Genomic DNA, 18,511 nt, shown 5'->3' on the forward strand with positions numbered 1-18,511 from the left:
GCACAGCGCGATCGATCGCCGGCGGGGAGCGCTGGCTACGCTCACCGCATGGAGCTGCAACAGATGCGGTACGTGGTCGCGGTCGCCGAGACCGGCGGCTTCACCCGGGCCGCCGAGCGCTGCCATGTGGTGCAGTCCGCGCTCAGCCACCAGATCGCCCGCCTGGAGAAGGAGCTCGGCGCCCGGCTCTTCCACCGTACGAGCCGCAGCGTGCGGCTGACGGCCGCGGGCGAGGCGTTCGTACCGGTCGCCCGGCAGGCGCTGGAGGCGGCCGAGCGGGCCCGCGCCGAGGTGGAGGCGGCGGCCGGCGAGGTACGCGGCCGCCTCGCAGTGGGCGCGATCTCCACCGTCGCGGCCGTCGACCTGGCCCGCGAGCTGGGCGACTACCGGGCCCGCCATCCACAGGTGCGGATCAGCCTGCGCATGGAGATGAGCGAGCAGCTGATCGAGCAGGTCCGGCAGGGCACGCTGGACGTCGCCTTCGTCGGACTGGTGCCGGGCGCCCGCAGCCAGGGCGTACGGGAGCGGGCGCTGGCCCACGGGGAACTGGTGGCCGTCGTGCCGCCGGACCACCCGCTGGCGGGCCGGGAGCACACGGACCTGCCGCGGCTGGCCGAGGAGACCTTCGTGGACTTCACGGCGGGCTCGGCGGCCCGCCGCCAGCGCGACGAGGCGTTCCGTGCGGCGGGCCTGACGACCGAGGTGGCCTTCGAGGTGACCACCGTGGAGTTCCTGGCCAAGCTGGTCCGCGCCGGGCTGGGCATCGGCATGGTGCCGCGGGCGTTCGCCACCGAACTGACCGGGCTGAGCGTGGTCCGCGTCCGCAACGCCCCCGCCCGCGTCGAACGCGTCGTCTGGAACCGGCTGGGCCCCTCGCCCGCGGCGGCGGCCTTCCTGGAGGGGCTGGGCGTGGACCCGTCGGACCCGGACCCGGACCGGGTGCCGGCCGCCGCACCGGTTGCTCGGGGCAGCTGATCGGCTCGCCCGATGAGACCCCGCCGACCTGTGCCTTCTCCGTCCGTACCGGCCCGCCGGCCCCTGCCGCTCCCGCCCGCGCATCGTCCCCGCCCACCCGGGTACCCGGGTCGAATGACAGCAACGATCGTTTCGGCCACACCGGCCCAGGACATCGGCTCCGTACAGCAGGCCGTGGACTTCACCCGGGACATGGTCGTCGGCACCGGTCCGCTGGTCGCCGGGATCGTCATCGTCCTGGGGCTGATCCTCGCCGTGGTCTACGGCAGGCGCCGCCGGGACCGTGAACCCGACCCGCCCGAGCCGGAGACCCAGCCGACACCGCCCAAGAACCCGACCGGGTACGAGAGCGAGCTGCGCGACCCCAACGAGGTGCCGCGCGACGGCGACCACCGGCTGACCCCGCACGAACTGCCCGACTACGGCAACGCGCCCACCCGCCACGGCGAGGACCAGAACCGGGAGCGCAAGCGCTGGCAGGAGGGGCACAGCGGCTCGTTCGGCAGCGGTTAACGTCGAGGGGTGCGCCAGCAGACCCCACACCCCTCCGACGAACGGCCCGCGGCCCCCGCCGGGCCCGGCACCGCCTGCCCCGTGTCCGGCCACGGGCCGGCCGCCGTCCCGCCCTGCCCGGAACTGTTCACGTGGGAGTTCGCCTCCGACCCCTACCCGGCGTACGCCTGGCTGCGCGACCACGCGCCCGTCCACCGCACCCGGCTGCCCAGCGGCGTCGAAGCCTGGCTGGTGACCCGGTACGCGGACGCGCGGCAGGCGCTGGCCGACACCCGGCTGTCGAAGAACCCGGTGCACCACAGCGAGGCCGCGCACGGCAAGGGCAAGGTCGGCATCCCCGGCGAGCGCGGCGCCAACCTGATGACGCACCTGCTCAACATCGACCCGCCGGACCACACCCGGCTGCGCCGCCTGGTCTCCAAGGCGTTCACGCCGCGCCGCATCGCCCGGTTCGCGCCGCGCGTACAGGAACTGACCGACGCGCTCATCGACTCCTTCGCGGAGCGCGGCGCGGCCGACCTCATCCACGAGTTCGCCTTCCCGCTCCCCATCTACGCCATCTGCGACCTGCTGGGCGTCCCGCGCGAGGACCAGGACGACTTCCGGGACTGGGCCGGGATGATGATCCGGCACGGCGGCGGGCCGCGCGGCGGTGTCGCCCGGTCGGTGAAGAAGATGCGCGGCTACCTCGCCGAGCTGATCCACCGCAAGCGCGAGGCCCTGGGGGAGAAAGGGGCCGACGACCTCATCTCCGGTCTCATCCGCGCCTCCGACCACGGTGAGCACCTGACGGAGAACGAGGCCGCCGCGATGGCCTTCATCCTCCTGTTCGCGGGCTTCGAGACCACCGTCAACCTCATCGGCAACGGTGTGTACCAACTGCTGCGCCACCCCGATCAGCGCGAACTGCTCCAGAAGGCCGCCGCCGCGGGCGACACGGAGCTGCTCGCCGCCGGGGTGGAGGAGCTGCTGCGCTACGACGGCCCGGTCGAGCTGGCCACCTGGCGCTTCGCCACCCGGGACCTGACCCTGGGCGGCCGGCGCATCGCCGAGGGCGACCCGGTCCTGGTCGTGCTCGCCGCCGCCGACCGCGACCCGCGGCGCTTCGCGGAACCGGACGTACTGGACCTGTCCCGCCGCGACAACCAGCACCTCGGTTACGGCCACGGCATCCACTACTGCCTGGGCGCGCCGCTGGCCCGCCTCGAAGGCCAGACCGCGATCGCCACGCTGCTGACCCGGCTGCCGGACCTCCGGCTCGGCGCGGATCCGGACGATCTGCGCTGGCGCGGCGGGCTCATCATGCGCGGTCTGCGGGCCCTGCCCGTGGAGTTCACACCCGTACGGAAGTGACATCCCGCACGTGCGGAAGTGGGCTGACGCGGCGTGGGAACCCGCACGGAAGCGAGCTGACGCGGCGTACGGAAGTGACGCCACGTCAGGCCGTGACCTGCGCGTGATCTCCGCTACACCGGCTTGTGACGAGCGGGCGGCACCGCTACTTTCAACCGTTTGAAAGGCCGGGGCGGGCCGTACGGCCCACGGTCCCGGCCTCTCGACGACAACTCAACCGCCGCTCGAAAGGCAACCGCATGCGCTCCGGGACAGGCCGACACCGTCGCCCCCGTCAGGCTCCGGCCATCTTCGTCACGGCGGGAGTCGCCGGCGGCGCCCTCGCCATGCCCCTGCTCGCCGCCGCCGACGCGCAGGCGGCCGACACCGCCACCTGGGACCGGGTCGCGCAGTGCGAGAGCGGCGGCGTGTGGAGCGCCAACTCCGGCAACGGGTTCTACGGCGGGCTCCAGCTGACCCAGGACATGTGGGACCGGAACGGCGGCGCCGCGTACGCCTCGCGCCCCGACCTGGCCAGCCGCTCGCAGCAGATAGCCGTCGCCGAGTCGATCCTCGCCGCGCAGGGGCCGGACACCTGGCCGAGCTGCGCGGTGAACGCGGGACTCAAGCGGGGCGGCAGCGGACCGGACGTGGACCCGGGTACCACCCCGTCGCCGGAGCCCTCCTCGTCGGCCCCCTCCTCCAGGCCCACTCCCTCCACTCCCGCCGAGCCGACGCCTTCCTCCGGCTCCGGCGAGCCGTCCCGGACCCCCGAGCCCGGCGGCACGCGGACCCCGGACCCGAAGCCGTCGCCGACCGACCCGTCCGGCGGCGGCGACGCGTCCCGTACGCCGGACCCGTCCGGTACGGGCCGTACGGGCGACCCGGCCACCCCCGGCGGCGACAAGGCCACGAAGCCCACCACGCCGCCGTCCGCGGGCGGCAAGCACCGCGGCAGGCCCAGCGAGGACGAGGGGCCCGCCACGGGCGCCGGGGGCGCGGGCGGCACGGACGACGCGGGCCGGTCCGGCGGGGGGCACCCGTCGCGCGGCGGCGACGCGCACCGCACGGACCCGGCGTCGCCCGGCGACTACACCGTGCGGCCGGGTGACAACCTGTCAGCCATCGCCGAGGACCGCGGGGTCTCCGGAGGCTGGCCGGCGCTGTACAAGGCCAACAAAGGTGTCATCGGGGGCGATCCCGACCTCATCCACCCTGGTCAGCGCCTCGATCTGGCTGCCGATCAGAGTGGTTCGTAAGTAATTGACCGGTTTGGTGAAAGTGAGACATGGATCTCGTTCGGCAGCCCGCCGTCCGCCCTGTCCGTTGTTTCCAAACCTGCGACGACCTGCGGAAATGTGATGATCCTGTGATGTCTGAGGGCCAACTGGCCTCAGATGTAGGGGTTTGAACCGGCGGGCCGTTCCTGTTTACCGTCTTCATCGCTCGCCAAAGCGGGCCCTTCAGCCACACGCCGAATCCTGCCGGTGGCCGGAGGTCATACGTCGCGACAGCGCCGAAGGCAGGAGCGGGGGACCCAAGGTAAGTCGCCGGCCCCGCCCGCGGAAGCGGGACAGCCGGCTTGGGGTGAAGCCGCGTGGAAGCTCACGCGGCCGGGCCACTCACAGCCCGAACCCGACAGCTCACCTCGTAGGCGTCGGTGAGGAAACGAACCATGCTGAACACCAAGGGCAAGCACCGCCGTCCCTCCAAGGCCGTCCGCGTCGCCACGCTGGCCGGCGTTGCCGGTGCTGCTGTGGCCGTCCCGCTGATGGGCGCCACCTCTGCCTCCGCCGCGAACAACTGGGACGCCGTCGCCCAGTGCGAGTCCGGCGGCAACTGGTCGATCAACACCGGCAACGGCTACTACGGTGGCCTGCAGTTCACCAACTCCAGCTGGAAGGCCGCCGGCGGCACCAAGTACGCCCCGCGCGCCGACCAGGCCACCAAGAGCCAGCAGATCGCCGTGGCCGAGCGCCTGCTCGCCATCCAGGGCCCGGGCGCCTGGACCTGCGCCGGCGGCCACCTGGGCAAGGGCAACTCGAACGCCACGGCCGAGGGCGGCTCCTCGCAGGGCTCCCACAAGTCCTACAAGTCGAAGCGCTCCTACTCGGCGCCGCAGCACTCCTCGCGGTCCGAGGCCCGGAAGCAGGGCGAGGAGCTGGCGCGCAAGACCCCGGCCCCGTCCCACAAGTCGGCGCCGAAGTCGAACCCGAAGGGCAACTACACCGTCAAGTCCGGTGACACCCTCGCCAAGATCGCTGCTTCCCACGGCACCAACTGGAAGTCGGTCTACGAGAACAACAAGTCCGTCATCGGCGGTAACCCCAACCTGATCTTCCCGGGTCAGAAGCTGGCCGTCTGAGCCCGCTGAAACCTGACGGCCTCCGGGTGACCGTGTCGCCCCGTACGTACGGCGGTGCGTACGGCACGGCACCCACCCGGGGCCGGGCCGCTCGCACCGGGAATCCGCTCATCCCGTGAGACCGCCCCGCCACGGCGTGTGAACCCCCGCACGCGCCGCGGCGGGGCTTCTCCGTTCCCTCCCGCCGCCGCTCCGGGGCCCGGCGGGCCGCCCGGGCCGCCCGTCCGGGCCCCACCCGGCCCACTTCCCCGTACAGCGAACATTGCGCCCATACGTCCCGTGAACAGGGGCTTTGCGGGTGTATTCGTCCCACGGACCGGGCTGGCGGCGAGCGGAACCCCGGGAGGCCGTTAGGCTCGTGCTGCAGAACTCCAGACACCCATGAAGGAGACAACGTGCCGTCCATCGACGTCGTCGTAGCTCGCGAGATCCTCGACTCGCGAGGCAATCCCACGGTCGAGGTCGAGGTCGGCCTCGACGACGGCAGCACCGGCCGTGCCGCCGTTCCGTCCGGCGCCTCGACCGGCGCCTTCGAGGCCATCGAGCTGCGGGACGGGGACCCGAACCGCTACCAGGGCAAGGGCGTGGAGAAGGCCGTCCTCGCGGTCATCGAGCAGATCGGCCCGGAGCTGGTCGGCTACGACGCCACCGAGCAGCGCCTGATCGACCAGGCCATGTTCGACCTGGACGCCACCGACAACAAGGGCTCGCTCGGCGCCAACGCCATCCTCGGCGTCTCGCTGGCCGTCGCGCACGCCGCCTCCGAGGCCAGCGACCTGCCGCTGTTCCGCTACCTCGGCGGCCCGAACGCGCACGTCCTGCCCGTCCCGATGATGAACATCCTGAACGGCGGCTCGCACGCCGACTCCAACGTGGACATCCAGGAGTTCATGATCGCCCCGATCGGCGCGGAGTCCTTCTCCGAGGCGCTGCGCTGGGGCGCCGAGGTCTACCACACCCTCAAGAAGGTGCTCAAGGGCAAGGGCCTGGCCACCGGCCTGGGCGACGAGGGCGGCTTCGCCCCGAACCTCGGCTCCAACCGCGAGGCCCTGGACCTCATCCTGGAGGCCATCAAGGAGGCCGGCTACACCCCCGGCCAGGACATCGCGCTCGCGCTGGACGTCGCCGCCTCCGAGTTCTACAAGGACGGCGTCTACGAGTTCGAGGGCCAGCGGCGCACCGCCGAGGAGATGACCGCGTACTACGCGGAGCTGGTCGACGCCTACCCGCTGGTCTCCATCGAGGACCCGCTGTTCGAGGACGACTGGGACGGCTGGAAGGTCATCACCGACCGCCTGGGCACCAAGGTGCAGCTGGTCGGCGACGACCTGTTCGTCACCAACCCGGAGCGCCTGGCCCGCGGCATCGAGGAGGGCTCCGCCAACGCCCTGCTGGTCAAGGTCAACCAGATCGGCTCGCTGACCGAGACCCTGGACGCCGTCGAGCTGGCCCAGCGCAACGGCTTCAAGTGCATGATGTCGCACCGCTCCGGCGAGACCGAGGACGTCACCATCGCCGACCTGGCCGTCGCCACCAACTGCGGCCAGATCAAGACCGGCGCCCCGGCCCGCTCCGAGCGCGTCGCCAAGTACAACCAGCTGCTGCGCATCGAGGAGATCCTCGACGACGCGGCCGTGTACGCGGGCCGCACCGCCTTCCCGCGGTTCCGCCTCGCGGACTGACCAGCACGGCAAGGGCTGATCCGGCTGATCCTTCCGGGGCCGCGCGGCCCCGGCGGCAGTCAATGACGTACGTCCCCGGCGGCGGTCCCGTACCGTTGCCGGGGACGTACGTGCTCCGGGCCGCACCGGCCCGGGCCGCTCACCCAGGGAGGGCGACGTGTCCGCGGAACGGTTCTCCACCGCGACCCGGCTCAAGGCGCTCGGCGAGCAGGCCGCCGCCCGCGTCCAGCGCGCCCGCCCGCGCCGCCGCGGCCGCCTGACCGGCCGCGCGGCACTGCTCGCCCTGGTCCTGTGCTCGCTGGTCGTCGCCCTGGCCTACCCCACCCGGCAGTACATCTCGCAGCGCGCCGAGATCGCCGACCAGCGCCGCCAGGCCGAGCGGGCCGCGCAGCGCGCCGACGAGCTGCGCGACGAGAAGGCCCGCTGGCAGGACCCCGAATACGTACGGCAGCAGGCCCGGCTGCACCTCCACTACGTCATGCCGGGGGAGACCGGCTACATCGTCCAGGACGGCTCCGGCGACGGAAAGCGGCGCACGGGCCGGGGCGCCGCGGAACGTCCCTGGTACGACAACATCTGGAACGGCCTGGACGCCGCCGACAAGTAGCCTGGCCCGGGCACCTGAGCTGCCCCGCCCTCCTGCCCGGCACCACCACACAACCGAAAGCATCATGTCCGTGTCTGAACACCGCATGCCCCCGCCGCAGACCGAGCGCACCGAACCGACCGAGGCGGACATCGCGGCCTTCAAGGAACAGCTCGGCCGCCCGCCGCGCGGCCTGCGCGCCATCGCGCACCGCTGCCCCTGCGGGCAGCCGGACGTCGTCGAGACCGCCCCGCGCCTGGAGGACGGCACCCCCTTCCCCACGCTCTACTACCTCACCTGCCCGCGCGCGGCCTCCGCGATCGGCACGCTGGAGGCCAACGGCGTGATGAAGGAGATGACCGAGCGGCTGGGCCGGGACCCGGAGCTGGCCGCGAAGTACCGCGCCGCCCACGAGGACTACATCCGGCGCCGTGACGCCATCGAGGAGCTCAAGGGATTCCCGAGCGCGGGCGGCATGCCGGACCGGGTCAAGTGCCTGCACGTCCTGGTCGGCCACTCGCTGGCGGCGGGCCCCGGCGTGAACCCGCTCGGCGACGAGGCGCTGGCGATGCTGCCGCAGTGGTGGCGCAAGGGCCCGTGCGTGAACCCCTGCCAGGAGCCCGGTGAAGGAGAAGGCGAATGAAGCGCGTGGCCGCCGTCGACTGCGGCACCAACTCCATCCGCCTGCTCGTCGCCGACCTCGACCCGGCGACCGGCGAGCTGAAGGACCTGGACCGCCGGATGACGATCGTGCGCCTGGGCCAGGGCGTGGACCGCACCGGCCGCCTGGCCCCCGAGGCCCTGGAGCGCACCTTCGCGGCCTGCCGCGAGTACGCCGGCGTCATCGAGGACCTGGGCGCCGAAGCCGTCCGCTTCGTCGCCACCTCCGCCTCCCGCGACGCGGAGAACCGCGACGACTTCGTACGCGGCGTGGTGGACATCCTCGGTGTCGAGCCCGAGGTGATCACCGGCGACCAGGAGGCCGAGTTCTCCTTCACCGGCGCGACGAAGGAACTCACCGGCCGCACCGACCTCGACGTCCCCTACCTGGTCGTCGACATCGGCGGCGGCTCGACGGAGTTCGTCCTCGGCTCGGACGCCGTGCGCGCCGCCCGCTCCGTGGACATCGGCTGCGTCCGGATGACCGAACGCCACCTCGTACGGGACGGCCGGATCATCGCCGACCCGCCCGGCGAGGAGCAGATCAACGCCATCGAGGCGGACATCGCCCGGGCCCTGGACCAGGCGGCGGAAACCGTCCCCCTCCCCGAGGCCCGCACCCTGGTCGGCCTGGCCGGCTCGGTCACCACCGTCGCCGCCATCGCCCTCGGCCTGAGCGAGTACGACTCCGCCGCCATCCACCACTCCCGCATCCCCCTGGACCGGGTCCGCGAGATCACCCACCGCCTCCTCACCACCACCCACGAGGAGCGCGCCCGGATCCCGGCCATGCACCCGGGCCGCGTGGACGTCATCGCCGCGGGCGCCCTCGTCCTCCTGTCGGTCATGGAACGGACCGGGGCGGCGGAGGTCGTGGTCTCGGAGCACGACATCCTGGACGGGATCGCCTGGAGCTGCGCGTAGGCGCTGAGCGACGGCCGCCCGGCTCGACGGCCGGGCGGCCGGGCCGTCAGATGTTCCGGCAGACGTCGCGCCGGTCGCCGACTTCGACGACGAGGATGGTGAGTTCGCCGTCCTCGACCTGGTAGGCGACCCGGTAGTTGCCGACTCGGAGCCGGTAGAGACCGGACGGACCGATGAGCTTCTTGACGTCGACGTCTTCCCGGTACGGGTCGTCGCCGAGCGCGGTCAGCGCGGCCAGGATGCGCATCGCGGCAGGCCGGTCGATGGCCCGCAGCCGCCGCTGCGCCGCCGCGGTGAAGCGGAACGCGTATTTCATGCGGCGTCTTGGTCGCGCTCGGTGAAGAGATCCGCCAGCAGTTCCGCCATCGTCACCGTGGGGCCGCCTTCGGCCAGGACTGCTTCCGCTTCGCGCGCCAGCATCATGTCGGCCGCTTCCTCCAGCGCTTCGAAGTCCGCGATCGGAACCACGGCCGCCACTGGAGCGCCGTTACGCGTGATGACCGTCGGAATGCCTTCCTCGGCCCGGTTGATGTGGTCCGCGAGGTGCGCGCGGGCGTCCCGTACGGTCACGGTGTTCTCCGTCATGGCGGCAGCGTACGCATGTCCGTGTACACGGGCTTCGCTCCGCGGATTCAGGGTGCTCGACTGCCCCTCGTCCAGGGGCCATCCGCCCCTTCGGGGCCGCTGAAGGCCCCCTTCCGCGAAAAACTTCGTGAAACTCTTCACATGAAAAAACCGCCCACCGGTCGCACAAACCGGGCACCAGGCCCTACTTCTGAGGCCGTAGGCCCCTGACGCCGCAAAAATGTGCGGTTTCAGCGGTGTTAAAGAGATCCTTACGGGGCGGCTGGTCCACCCGTTCCCGAGGTCGCAATCCCTGATCAACGGGGGTGTCCAACGCTTCGGAGGGTACGGTGGTTCCCCCGTGGAGCTATGGCGTCGATCACGAAGGCGCGGAGTGTAGCAGATGCCCCCCGCAACCTTGTGAAGGGGCTCACGAGGGGTGCTCCGAGTGGGGGTGGATACTCGATTGCATGAGCACCACGGAGCGTCCCAGGATCCTCGTTGTAGGCGGTGGGTACGTAGGTTTGTACGCGGCACGCCGCATCCTCAAGAAGATGCGGTACGGCGAGGCGACGGTCACGGTCGTCGACCCGCGCTCGTACATGACGTACCAGCCCTTCCTCCCTGAAGCTGCTGCCGGCAGCATCTCTCCCCGCCACGTCGTGGTGCCGCTGCGACGCGTGCTCCCGAAGGCGGAGGTCCTCACCGGCCGCGTCACCACGATCGACCAGGACCGCAAGGTCGCCACGATCGCGCCGCTGGTCGGCGAGGCGTACGAGCTGCCCTTCGACTACCTGGTCATCGCCATGGGCGCGGTCTCCCGCACCTTCCCGATCCCCGGCCTCGCCGAGAACGGCATCGGCATGAAGGGCATCGAGGAGGCCATCGGCCTGCGCAACCACGTGCTGGAGCAGCTCGACAAGGCCGACTCCACGACCGACGAGGAGGTCCGCCGCAAGGCGCTGACCTTCGTCTTCGTCGGCGGCGGCTTCGCCGGCGCGGAGACCGTCGGCGAGGTCGAGGACATGGCCCGCGACGCCGCGAAGTACTACAAGAACGTCAAGCGCGAAGACATGCGCTTCATTCTGGTCGACGTCGCGGACAAGATCCTGCCCGAGGTCGGCCCGAAGCTCGGCGCGTACGGCAAGGAGCACCTGGAGAGCCGCGGGGTCGAGATCTACCTCGGCACCAGCACCAAGTCCTGCGTCGACGGCCACGTGGTGCTGAGCAACGACCTGGAGGTCGACGCCAACACCATCGTGTGGACCGCCGGCGTCAAGCCGAACCCGGCGCTCTCCCGCTTCGGTCTGCCGCTGGGCCCGCGCGGCCACGTGGACACCCAGGCCACCCTCCAGGTGCAGGGCACCGACTACATCTGGGCGGCCGGCGACAACGCCCAGGTCCCGGACCTGGTCGGCCGCAAGGCGGGCAACGAGAACGCCTGGTGCCCGCCGAACGCCCAGCACGCGCTGCGCCAGGCCAAGGTCCTCGGCGACAACGTGATCTCCGGTATGCGGGGCTTCCCGCAGAAGGAGTACAGCCACGCCAACAAGGGCGCGGTCGCGGGCCTGGGTCTGCACAAGGGCGTCGCGATGATCGTCCTGGGCAAGACCAAGATCAAGCTGAAGGGCCGGCTGGCCTGGTACATGCACCGCGCGTACCACGGCATGGCGATGCCGACCTTCAACCGCAAGATCCGCGTCTTCGCCGACTGGACCCTCGGCATGTTCCTCAAGCGCGAGATCACCTCGCTCGGCGCCATGGAGAACCCCCGCGAGGAGTTCTACGAGGCCGCCAAGCCGGCCCCGGCGCCCGCCGCCGCGGCCGACGACAAGGCGAAGGCCGACGACAACAGCGACAAGGCGAAGGCCAAGGCTTCCTGACCTTCCCGTTGGGGTGACGCCGCCCGGCGCGCGTCCCCCGTACACCACCGCCGAAGGGGCGGCTGCCATCCGTGGTGCGGCCGCCCCTTCGGCGTATTCGTTGTGGCGCACCGTGGTCGTTTTGCTGTTCCCTTACGAACGAGCGGGACTACCGGGACTCCCGAACGGCGTTTACGTGGTGGGTGAAACTTCTTCACCCGTCCCGTCAACACGGAGGTGTGCGACATGGCCGACGCCGCTGGACGGCTCTCCAAGCTCGCCGAGGAGGTGCTGGGAGCCCCGCTCCCGGTCCGCATCCGCGCCTGGGACCGCAGCGAGTACGGCCCGCCGGGAGCACCCGTGCTGGTGATACGCAACCGCCGCGCCCTTCGCCGTCTCCTGTTCAAACCGGGCGAGTTGGGCCTCGCGCGCGCTTGGGTGGCCGGTGACATCGACGTGGAGGGCGATCTGTACAAGGCCCTGGACCTGTTGTCGGGGCTGATCTGGGAACGCGGTACGGCCGCCGAGAAGCCACAGCGTGCCGCCGTCCTGCGCGCTCTGGCCAAGCCGGAGATCCGCGCCGCTGCCCGCGAACTGGTGGCCCTGGCGGGCCTCCCCGTACCGCCCAAGCCGCCCGCCGAAGAGGCCCCCAAGAGCCACGGCCCGCTGCACACCCTGCGCCGCGACAAGGAAGCCATCAGCCACCACTACGACGTGGGCAACGACTTCTACGAGCTGGTGCTCGGCCCGTCGATGGTCTACTCGTGCGCGTACTGGGAGGGCCCGGACGCCACCCTGGAAGAGGCCCAGCGCGACAAGCTGGACCTGATCTGCCGCAAGCTGCGCCTGGAGGAGGGACAGCGGCTGCTCGACGTGGGCTGCGGCTGGGGCTCGATGGCGCTGCACGCGGCCCGTGAGTACGGCGTACGGGTCGTCGGCATCACCCTCTCCGAGGAACAGGCCGCCTACGGCCGCAAGCGCGTCGCCGAGGCCGGTCTCGCGGACCGTATCGAGATCCGTGTCCAGGACTACCGCGAGGTCCACGACGAGCCGTTCGACGCGATCTCCTCGATCGGCATGGCCGAGCACGTCGGCCGCGCCCGCTACGCCGAGTACGCCGCCGACCTGTACGCGCTGCTCAAGCCCGGCGGACGGCTGCTCAACCACCAGATCGCGCGCCGCCCGCTGGCGGACGAGGACTCCTACCACGTCGACGAGTTCATCGACCGGTACGTCTTCCCGGACGGCGAGCTGGCCCCGGTCGGCCGCACCGTCGGGCAGCTGGAGGACGCCGGGTTCGAGGTACGGGACGTGGAGGCGATCCGCGAGCACTACGCGCTGACGCTGCGCGCCTGGGTGGCCAACCTGGAGGCGCACTGGAAGGAGGCGGTACGGCTGACGACGCCGGGCCGGGCCCGGGTGTGGCGGCTGTACATGGCCGCCTCCGCGCTGTCCTTCGAGCGCAACCGGATAGGCGTCAACCAGGTCCTGGCCGTCCGCACGCCGGAGTCCGGCACCTCGGGGCTGCCGCTGCGCGCCCGCGAGTGGCGCGGCTGACCGAACGGGAACACGACGGAGCCCCGGTGTCCGGACCGCGCGCGGCGGCCGGACACCGGGGCTCCGTCGTGCCGGCTATTCGGCCTTGATCGCCGCCAGCATGTTCAGCTTCGCGGCCCGCCGGGCCGGCCACAGCGCGGCCAGCATGCCGACCACCGCGGCGAGCGCCAGGAAGATGCCCATCCGGCCCCACGGCAGCACCAGCTCGTAGGTGTCCATCGAGGCGCCGATCAGCTCACCGGCCGCCCAGCCGAAGAAGACGCCCAGGCCGATGCCGAGGACCCCGCCGAACAGCGCGATCACCAGCGACTCCAGCCGCACCATCCGCTTGATGCCGACCCGGTCCAGGCCGATCGCCCGCAGCATGCCGATCTCCTGCTGCCGCTCGAAGACCGACATGGCCAGGGTGTTGACCACGCCGAGCACCGCGACGACCACGGCCATGGCGAGCAGCCCGTAGAGCATGTTCAGCATCAGGTTGACCATCTGCGCGATGCCCTCGGACACGTCCTTCTTGTCCTGGACGGAGATCGCCGGGTTCTTGCCGAGGGTTTCGACCAGGGCGTCCTTGGTGGCCTCGGTGGCGCCGTCCTTGGTCTTGACCATCACCTGCATGTCGGTGGGGTGCTTCTGGTGCGGGGCCAGCACGGAGGTGTCCAGCATGATCCCCTGGAGCATGTCGTTGCCCTCGTAGACGCCGGAGACGGTGAGGCGGCCCTTCTCGCCGTCCTCGAACGTCGCCGCGAAGGTCGAGCCGACCTGCCAGCCGTGCCGGTTCGCCGTGCCGCTGTCGACGACCGCGCGGTTCGCCTTCGCCTCGCCGAGCCCGTCGAAGGAGCCCGCGGTGAACTTCAGGTTCGTCAGCTCACCGATCGCCTTGCCGTCGACCCCGGTCAGGTACTCCGTCTCGCCGCCGATCCGGGCGGGGGAGTTGCGCAGCGGACTGGAAGCGGTGACCTTCGGGTCGGCCGCCAGCTTCTTCGCCACGTCGGGGGAGAGCGGGCCGCGGTTGGCCATGCCGACGACGTAGTCCGCCTTCAGGGCGTCGGTCGCCATCTTGTCGACGCCCTTCTGGACGCTGCCCGCGATCACGGTCAGGCCGGTGACCAGGGTGAGCCCGATCATCAGGGCGGAGGCCGTGGCGGCCGTGCGGCGCGGGTTGCGCACCGCGTTCTGCCGGGCCAGCTTGCCCGAGATGCCGAAGGCGCGCAGGACGGGCGCGGCGGCCGCGATCAGCGGGCGGGACAGCAGCGGCGTCAGCACGAAGACACCGATCAGCAGCAGCCCGGCGCCCAGGCCCATCAGCGCCTTGCCCTCGTCGGCGCCCACGGCGGTGGCACCCAGCACGCAGGCGGTGCCCGCGGCGGCCAGCACCGCGCCGATGGCGTTCCGTACGACCAGGGACTTGGTGGTCGCCGCGGCGTGCACGCTGTTCATCGCGGCGACCGGCGGGATCTTCGCGGCGCGGCGGCCCGGCAGCCAGGCGGCGAGCACCGTCACCACGATGCCGACCAGCAGCGAGGCGACGACCGTGGACGGGGCCACGACCAGCGGGCCGTCCGGGACGGTGCCGAGCGCGCCGGTCAGCGCGCGCAGCCCGGCGCCGATGCCGATACCGGCCAGCAGGCCCGTGACGGCGGCGACCGCGCCGACCACGAACGCCTCGATGAGCACCGAGCGGGTGACCTGGCGGCGGCTCGCGCCGACCGCCCGCATCAGGGCCAGCTCCTTGGTGCGCTGGGCGACCAGCATGGTGAAGGTGTTGGCGATGATGAAGATGCCGACGAAGAGCGCGATGCCCGCGAAGACCAGCAGGCCGGTCTTCATGCTGTCCATGCTCCTGGCGATCATCTCGGCCTGGTCGTCGGCGAGCTTCTTGCCGGTGACGGCCTCGGCGGTGTCCGGGAGGATCTTGTCGACCGCGGCCTTCAGGGCCTCCTGGGACGTGCCGGGCGCGGCCTTGACGTCGATCTCGCTGAACCCGCCGGGCATGGCGAACAGCCGCTGCGCGGTGGCGGTGTCGAACAGCGCGAGGCTGCCGCCCGCGGCGACCGCGCCGTCCTCGGTGGTGAAGATGCCGGAGACCTTCGCCTCGCGGACCGGCCCGTCGACGGACAGCCGTACGGTGTCGCCGACCTTGTAGCCGGTCTTCTCGGCGGTCCCGGAGTCCAGGGCGACCTGGCCGGCGCCCTGGGGCGCGGTCCCCGACGTCATCGGGAAGCGGTCGTCCTTGCCGTCCGGGCCCGGGAAGTAGTTGCGGCCCCGGGAGCTGAAGCCGCTGCCGACGAGCTTGCCGCTCTTGTCGGCGATGGCGGTGAAGCCCTCGACGGTGCCGGTGGCGCCGGCGGCGCCCGGGACCTTGCCCGCCTTGTCGAGCAGCGCCCGGCTCAGCTTGGGCGCCGGTCCCGGCGTGGCGTCGGCGGCGTCCGAGCGGTGCGGCTGGACGGCCACGTCGACACCGGAGAAGCCCTTCTGCGAGCTCTTCTGCTGGGCGTCGGAGAGGGTGGAGGTGAAGACCAGGGTGCCGGAGACGAAGGCCACGCCGAGCATGACGGCGAGGACGGTCATCAGCAGCCGGGCCTTGTGCGCGAGCACGTTGCGCACGGCGGTACGGAACATCGTCAGTCCTGTGGGAGAAGGGCGGTGGACGGGCTGCGGGCGCGGGTCAGCTGACCCGGCCCCTGGCGTCGAAGCCCTTCATGCGCTCCAGCACCCGGTCGGCGGTGGGGTCGGTCATGTCGTCGACGATCCGCCCGTCGGCGAGGAAGACGACGCGGTTCGCGTAGGCCGCCGCCACCGGGTCGTGGGTCACCATCACCACGGTCTGGCCCAGTTCCCGTACGGAGTTGCGCAGGAAGCCCAGCACCTCGGCGCCGGAGCGGGAGTCGAGGTTGCCGGTGGGCTCGTCGGCGAAGATGATCTCGGGGCGGGAGGCCAGCGCGCGGGCCACCGCGACGCGCTGCTGCTGGCCGCCTGAGAGCTGGCTCGGCCGGTGCTTGAGCCGCCCGGACAGGCCCACCGTCTGCACGACCCGGTCCAGCCACTGCCGGTCGGGCTTGCGGCCCGCGATGTCCATCGGCAGCGTGATGTTCTCCAGCGCGGTCAGGGTTGGCAGCAGGTTGAACGCCTGGAAGATGAAGCCGATCTTGTCGCGGCGCAGCCGGGTCAGGTGCTTGTCCTTCAGGCCGTTCAGCTCGGTGTCGCCTATCAGGGCCGAGCCGCGGGAGATCGCGTCGAGCCCGGCCATGCAGTGCATGAGCGTGGACTTCCCGGAGCCGGACGGGCCCATGATCGCGGTGAACTCGGCCTGCCGGAACTCGACCGAGACCTGGTCCAGCGCGACCACCTGGGTCTCGCCCTGTCCGTAGACCTTGGTGAGATCCGTGGCGCGGGCGGCCACCGTGGTGCGGGTGGCGGTGGGAACGCCGGTGTGGGGGCTGGTCACGGGAAGGGACTCCTGTCGCACGTCGGAACTGTCGGGGCCGGTGGAACGCGGCCCTTTCCATCGTGGGGGAGGCTTCGGTACGACAACGTCAGCCCGTGAGCCGGTCCTGGGGGAGCCCTGCGGGGTATCCGTACGGCCCTTCGGTCATCCCTGGGTATGACGGCGACCCCGAGGAGCAGGGGGCGGGGAGGGCGCTCGCGGGGGCGCACGCACGGCATCGAGTTTCCGTCAATCCGGGCCCGGCCCGGGGCGGGCGCCGGAACGGCGAGGGTGGGCCGCAGGCATGTGCCGAAGGCCCGTACCAGCCGCTGATGAACCCTCAGTTGCCAAGAAAATAAGACAACCTCGGGAAGACGGCCCCCTGTTCAGACGGTACCGCGGGCTAGGCTCGTGCTGCCCCCTTTGAGGTGGCATGGGGGATCCCAGGCCCGGATGGTGGAATGCAGACACGGCGAGCTTAAACCTCGCTGGCCTTCGGGCCGTGCCGGTTCAAGTCCGGCTCCGGGCACAGCACATGGGCGCCGGCGCCGTGGACCGGCCCGCCCGCCGCGCGGTCGTTCCGCGGCGCCCGCCCGCCACCGTCCCGCCGTCGGCAGGTGTCCGCAAGCGGACCGCGCGGATCCGGTCCCGGCCGGCTCCCGCCCCGGCCTCGCGCTACGGCTGCTCCCGATCGTACGGGCGGTGCGCGTCCTCGTCCCCCGGCTTGACGCCCTCGTCGGCCCCGGCGTACCGGCCGTCCCCGTCGCCCGCGGCCCCTTCGGAGGACATCCCGCTGCCGGGCGGCCAGGCCGGACGGATCCCGGCCGGTACGGCGGCCAGCGCGTGGCCGACGGTGGGGAAGCAGGCCAGCGCGTCCACGGCCCGGGTGACCAGGAGGACGTGCAGGACGCGGACGCCCAGGGAGGCGAGCAGCAGCCGCCCGTTCAGCCGCCGGCACAGCCACTCCAGGGCGAGCAGGCAGTTCAGGCCGCGGGAGTCGCAGAACCGCAGCGCGGTCAGGTCCAGCACCAGGAACCGGTGCCCGGCGGCGATCACCGCCCCGGACTCGTCCAGGAACTGCCGCTCGGCGTGCACATCCAGTTCCCCGGCCACCCGGAGCACCGCGCACTCCTCGGCGTCGACGACCGTGGTGATCGTCAGGCGCCGTTTGCCTTGGGACATCGCTCCTCCACGTGTGCGCCCGGCCGGGCCGGGCTCCCGGGGCGAATCCCCGTTACCGCCCAGTGTGCCGGGCGGGGCTGTCCGGGCCCGCGGCGCCGGGTCGCTCCGGCAGGCCGTCCGGGCCGCCCGGACGCCGTCGGCACCGGCCCGGAGCCGGGCGGGACGGCCGCATTCGGCGCACCCCGCGAATGCGCGCGGCCGTGGATAGCGCAAGCATTTCCACGGGGGAAACGCTGGTGCTGCAAATGGTCGCACTTCGGACCCGAACAGATATATCACATGGCAGTGCGTGTTCGATCGGAAGCGGTCGCGGTAGACATCCGGTGTCACATTTCTGCGCACGAGGAGAGAAAGCATGCGCAAGTTCATCGGTCGTACCGCCGGCTCGGTCGCCATCGCCGCCCTTGCCATCGTTCCGCTCTCGGGCATGGCCTCCGCAGCGTCCTGGGACGACGCGCCGCGCCACACCTCCGGCAGCAACTGCGCTGCCAAGTACGGCAAGTTCCACTGTGACCGCGTGCACAAGGAGCACAACGAGTACAACGACAACAAGGCGTACACGTACAGCGACAACGACACATACAAGTTCAAGTACAAGAAGAACGTCACCAAGGTCGGCCTGGCGATCGGCAACGTCGAGCAGTGAACCGACTCCGGCGGGACGGGCGGCACCGCGTGCCGCCGGTCCGCTGAGACCTCGAAAGGCCCCGCGGCGCGCGGGGCCTTTCTCTGTGCGGTGGCGGTGCGGCGGGATTATGACAGCAGATCCGGGAAAAGGCGCGGCGAGTGCGGCGGTGGCGGTTTCGTTCATTCACGCGACACCGAACGCCCGCGACCGGTTTCCGCAACTTCCGCTCGACCGGTGTCCGGCCGGCCGCCCGGCAG

Annotated in this window: 17 protein-coding genes, 1 tRNA gene and 1 riboswitch; of the genes, 13 read left to right on the forward strand and 5 right to left on the reverse strand. The window is 71.6% G+C overall.

Features of this window, described 5'->3' with window-relative positions; translation table 11 throughout:
• Positions 1–48 precede the first annotated feature (48 nt).
• The 9 genes from CP973_RS05145 to CP973_RS05185 all read left to right on the forward strand — a co-directional run bounded on the left by CP973_RS05145 (position 49) and on the right by CP973_RS05185 (position 9,037).
• Positions 49–975 carry a LysR family transcriptional regulator gene (locus tag CP973_RS05145; RefSeq protein ID WP_150237948.1) on the forward strand — a complete coding sequence of 309 codons (927 nt, stop codon included), beginning with the start codon at positions 49–51 and terminating at the stop codon, positions 973–975.
• 114 nt (positions 976–1,089) lie between these two features.
• Entirely contained in the window at positions 1,090–1,488 is a 399-nt protein-coding gene (locus CP973_RS05150; protein ID WP_244409286.1) for a DUF6479 family protein, read from the forward strand.
• An 81-nt stretch (positions 1,489–1,569) separates the two neighbouring features.
• Positions 1,570–2,841, forward strand: a complete 1,272-nt coding sequence (locus CP973_RS05155; RefSeq protein WP_208853231.1) for a cytochrome P450 family protein — start codon at positions 1,570–1,572, stop codon at positions 2,839–2,841.
• A gap of 239 nt (positions 2,842–3,080) precedes the next feature.
• Complete coding sequence (locus CP973_RS05160; RefSeq protein ID WP_150237952.1) at positions 3,081–4,079, forward strand: LysM peptidoglycan-binding domain-containing protein; 999 nt, start codon at positions 3,081–3,083, stop codon at positions 4,077–4,079.
• Positions 4,080–4,324: 245 nt separating this feature from the next.
• Positions 4,325–4,492: riboswitch (cyclic di-AMP (ydaO/yuaA leader) on the forward strand.
• Between the two features lie 3 nt (positions 4,493–4,495).
• A complete protein-coding gene (locus CP973_RS05165) occupies positions 4,496–5,185 on the forward strand; it encodes a LysM peptidoglycan-binding domain-containing protein (RefSeq protein WP_150237954.1) in 690 nt (229 codons plus the stop codon).
• Positions 5,186–5,580: 395 nt separating this feature from the next.
• Positions 5,581–6,867 carry a phosphopyruvate hydratase gene (gene eno / locus CP973_RS05170; RefSeq protein ID WP_150237956.1) on the forward strand — a complete coding sequence of 429 codons (1,287 nt, stop codon included), beginning with the start codon at positions 5,581–5,583 and terminating at the stop codon, positions 6,865–6,867.
• 157 nt (positions 6,868–7,024) lie between these two features.
• Positions 7,025–7,474 (forward strand): FtsB family cell division protein, encoded by a 450-nt coding sequence (locus tag CP973_RS05175; RefSeq protein WP_150237958.1) that lies wholly within the window; start codon positions 7,025–7,027, stop codon positions 7,472–7,474.
• A gap of 85 nt (positions 7,475–7,559) precedes the next feature.
• Positions 7,560–8,096, forward strand: coding sequence for a DUF501 domain-containing protein (locus tag CP973_RS05180; protein WP_150243169.1), 537 nt, complete (start codon positions 7,560–7,562; stop codon positions 8,094–8,096).
• On the forward strand, positions 8,093–9,037 hold the full coding sequence (locus CP973_RS05185; protein ID WP_150237960.1) for a Ppx/GppA phosphatase family protein: 945 nt from the start codon (positions 8,093–8,095) through the stop codon (positions 9,035–9,037). The genes CP973_RS05180 and CP973_RS05185 overlap by 4 nt, the downstream gene beginning before the upstream one ends.
• A gap of 46 nt (positions 9,038–9,083) precedes the next feature.
• On the opposite strand, the gene CP973_RS05190 is transcribed toward CP973_RS05185, so the two are convergent.
• The gene (locus CP973_RS05190; RefSeq protein ID WP_150237962.1) at positions 9,084–9,353 is read right to left on the reverse strand and encodes a type II toxin-antitoxin system RelE family toxin; all 270 of its coding nucleotides are present in this window, start codon (positions 9,351–9,353) and stop codon (positions 9,084–9,086) included.
• On the reverse strand, positions 9,350–9,622 hold the full coding sequence (locus CP973_RS05195) for a type II toxin-antitoxin system Phd/YefM family antitoxin (RefSeq protein WP_150237964.1): 273 nt from the start codon (positions 9,620–9,622) through the stop codon (positions 9,350–9,352). Before CP973_RS05195 ends, CP973_RS05190 begins: the two co-directional genes overlap by 4 nt.
• Before the next feature lie 449 nt (positions 9,623–10,071).
• On the opposite strand from CP973_RS05195, the gene CP973_RS05200 reads away from it, so the two are divergent.
• A complete protein-coding gene (locus CP973_RS05200; protein ID WP_150237966.1) occupies positions 10,072–11,484 on the forward strand; it encodes an NAD(P)/FAD-dependent oxidoreductase in 1,413 nt (470 codons plus the stop codon).
• Positions 11,485–11,709: 225 nt separating this feature from the next.
• Positions 11,710–13,020 carry an SAM-dependent methyltransferase gene (locus tag CP973_RS05205; RefSeq protein WP_150237967.1) on the forward strand — a complete coding sequence of 437 codons (1,311 nt, stop codon included), beginning with the start codon at positions 11,710–11,712 and terminating at the stop codon, positions 13,018–13,020.
• A gap of 75 nt (positions 13,021–13,095) precedes the next feature.
• Here the strand turns inward: CP973_RS05205 and CP973_RS05210 are convergent, their stop codons facing one another.
• Positions 13,096–15,639, reverse strand: a complete 2,544-nt coding sequence (locus tag CP973_RS05210) for an ABC transporter permease (RefSeq protein ID WP_150237969.1) — start codon at positions 15,637–15,639, stop codon at positions 13,096–13,098.
• 46 nt (positions 15,640–15,685) lie between these two features.
• Positions 15,686–16,465, reverse strand: a complete 780-nt coding sequence (locus CP973_RS05215; RefSeq protein ID WP_150237971.1) for an ABC transporter ATP-binding protein — start codon at positions 16,463–16,465, stop codon at positions 15,686–15,688.
• Positions 16,466–16,891: 426 nt separating this feature from the next.
• Here CP973_RS05215 and CP973_RS05220 point away from each other — a divergent pair.
• Positions 16,892–16,973: transfer RNA gene (locus tag CP973_RS05220), tRNA-Leu, on the forward strand.
• Positions 16,974–17,119: 146 nt separating this feature from the next.
• Here CP973_RS05220 and CP973_RS05225 read toward each other — a convergent pair.
• Positions 17,120–17,626, reverse strand: a complete 507-nt coding sequence (locus tag CP973_RS05225) for an STAS domain-containing protein (RefSeq protein WP_150237973.1) — start codon at positions 17,624–17,626, stop codon at positions 17,120–17,122.
• Positions 17,627–17,981: 355 nt separating this feature from the next.
• On the opposite strand from CP973_RS05225, the gene CP973_RS05230 reads away from it, so the two are divergent.
• Entirely contained in the window at positions 17,982–18,272 is a 291-nt protein-coding gene (locus CP973_RS05230; RefSeq protein WP_150237975.1) for a hypothetical protein, read from the forward strand.
• The last annotated feature ends 239 nt before the right edge of the window (positions 18,273–18,511 follow it).

Source organism: Streptomyces albofaciens JCM 4342, assembly GCF_008634025.1.
Lineage (GTDB): Bacteria > Actinomycetota > Actinomycetes > Streptomycetales > Streptomycetaceae > Streptomyces > Streptomyces albofaciens.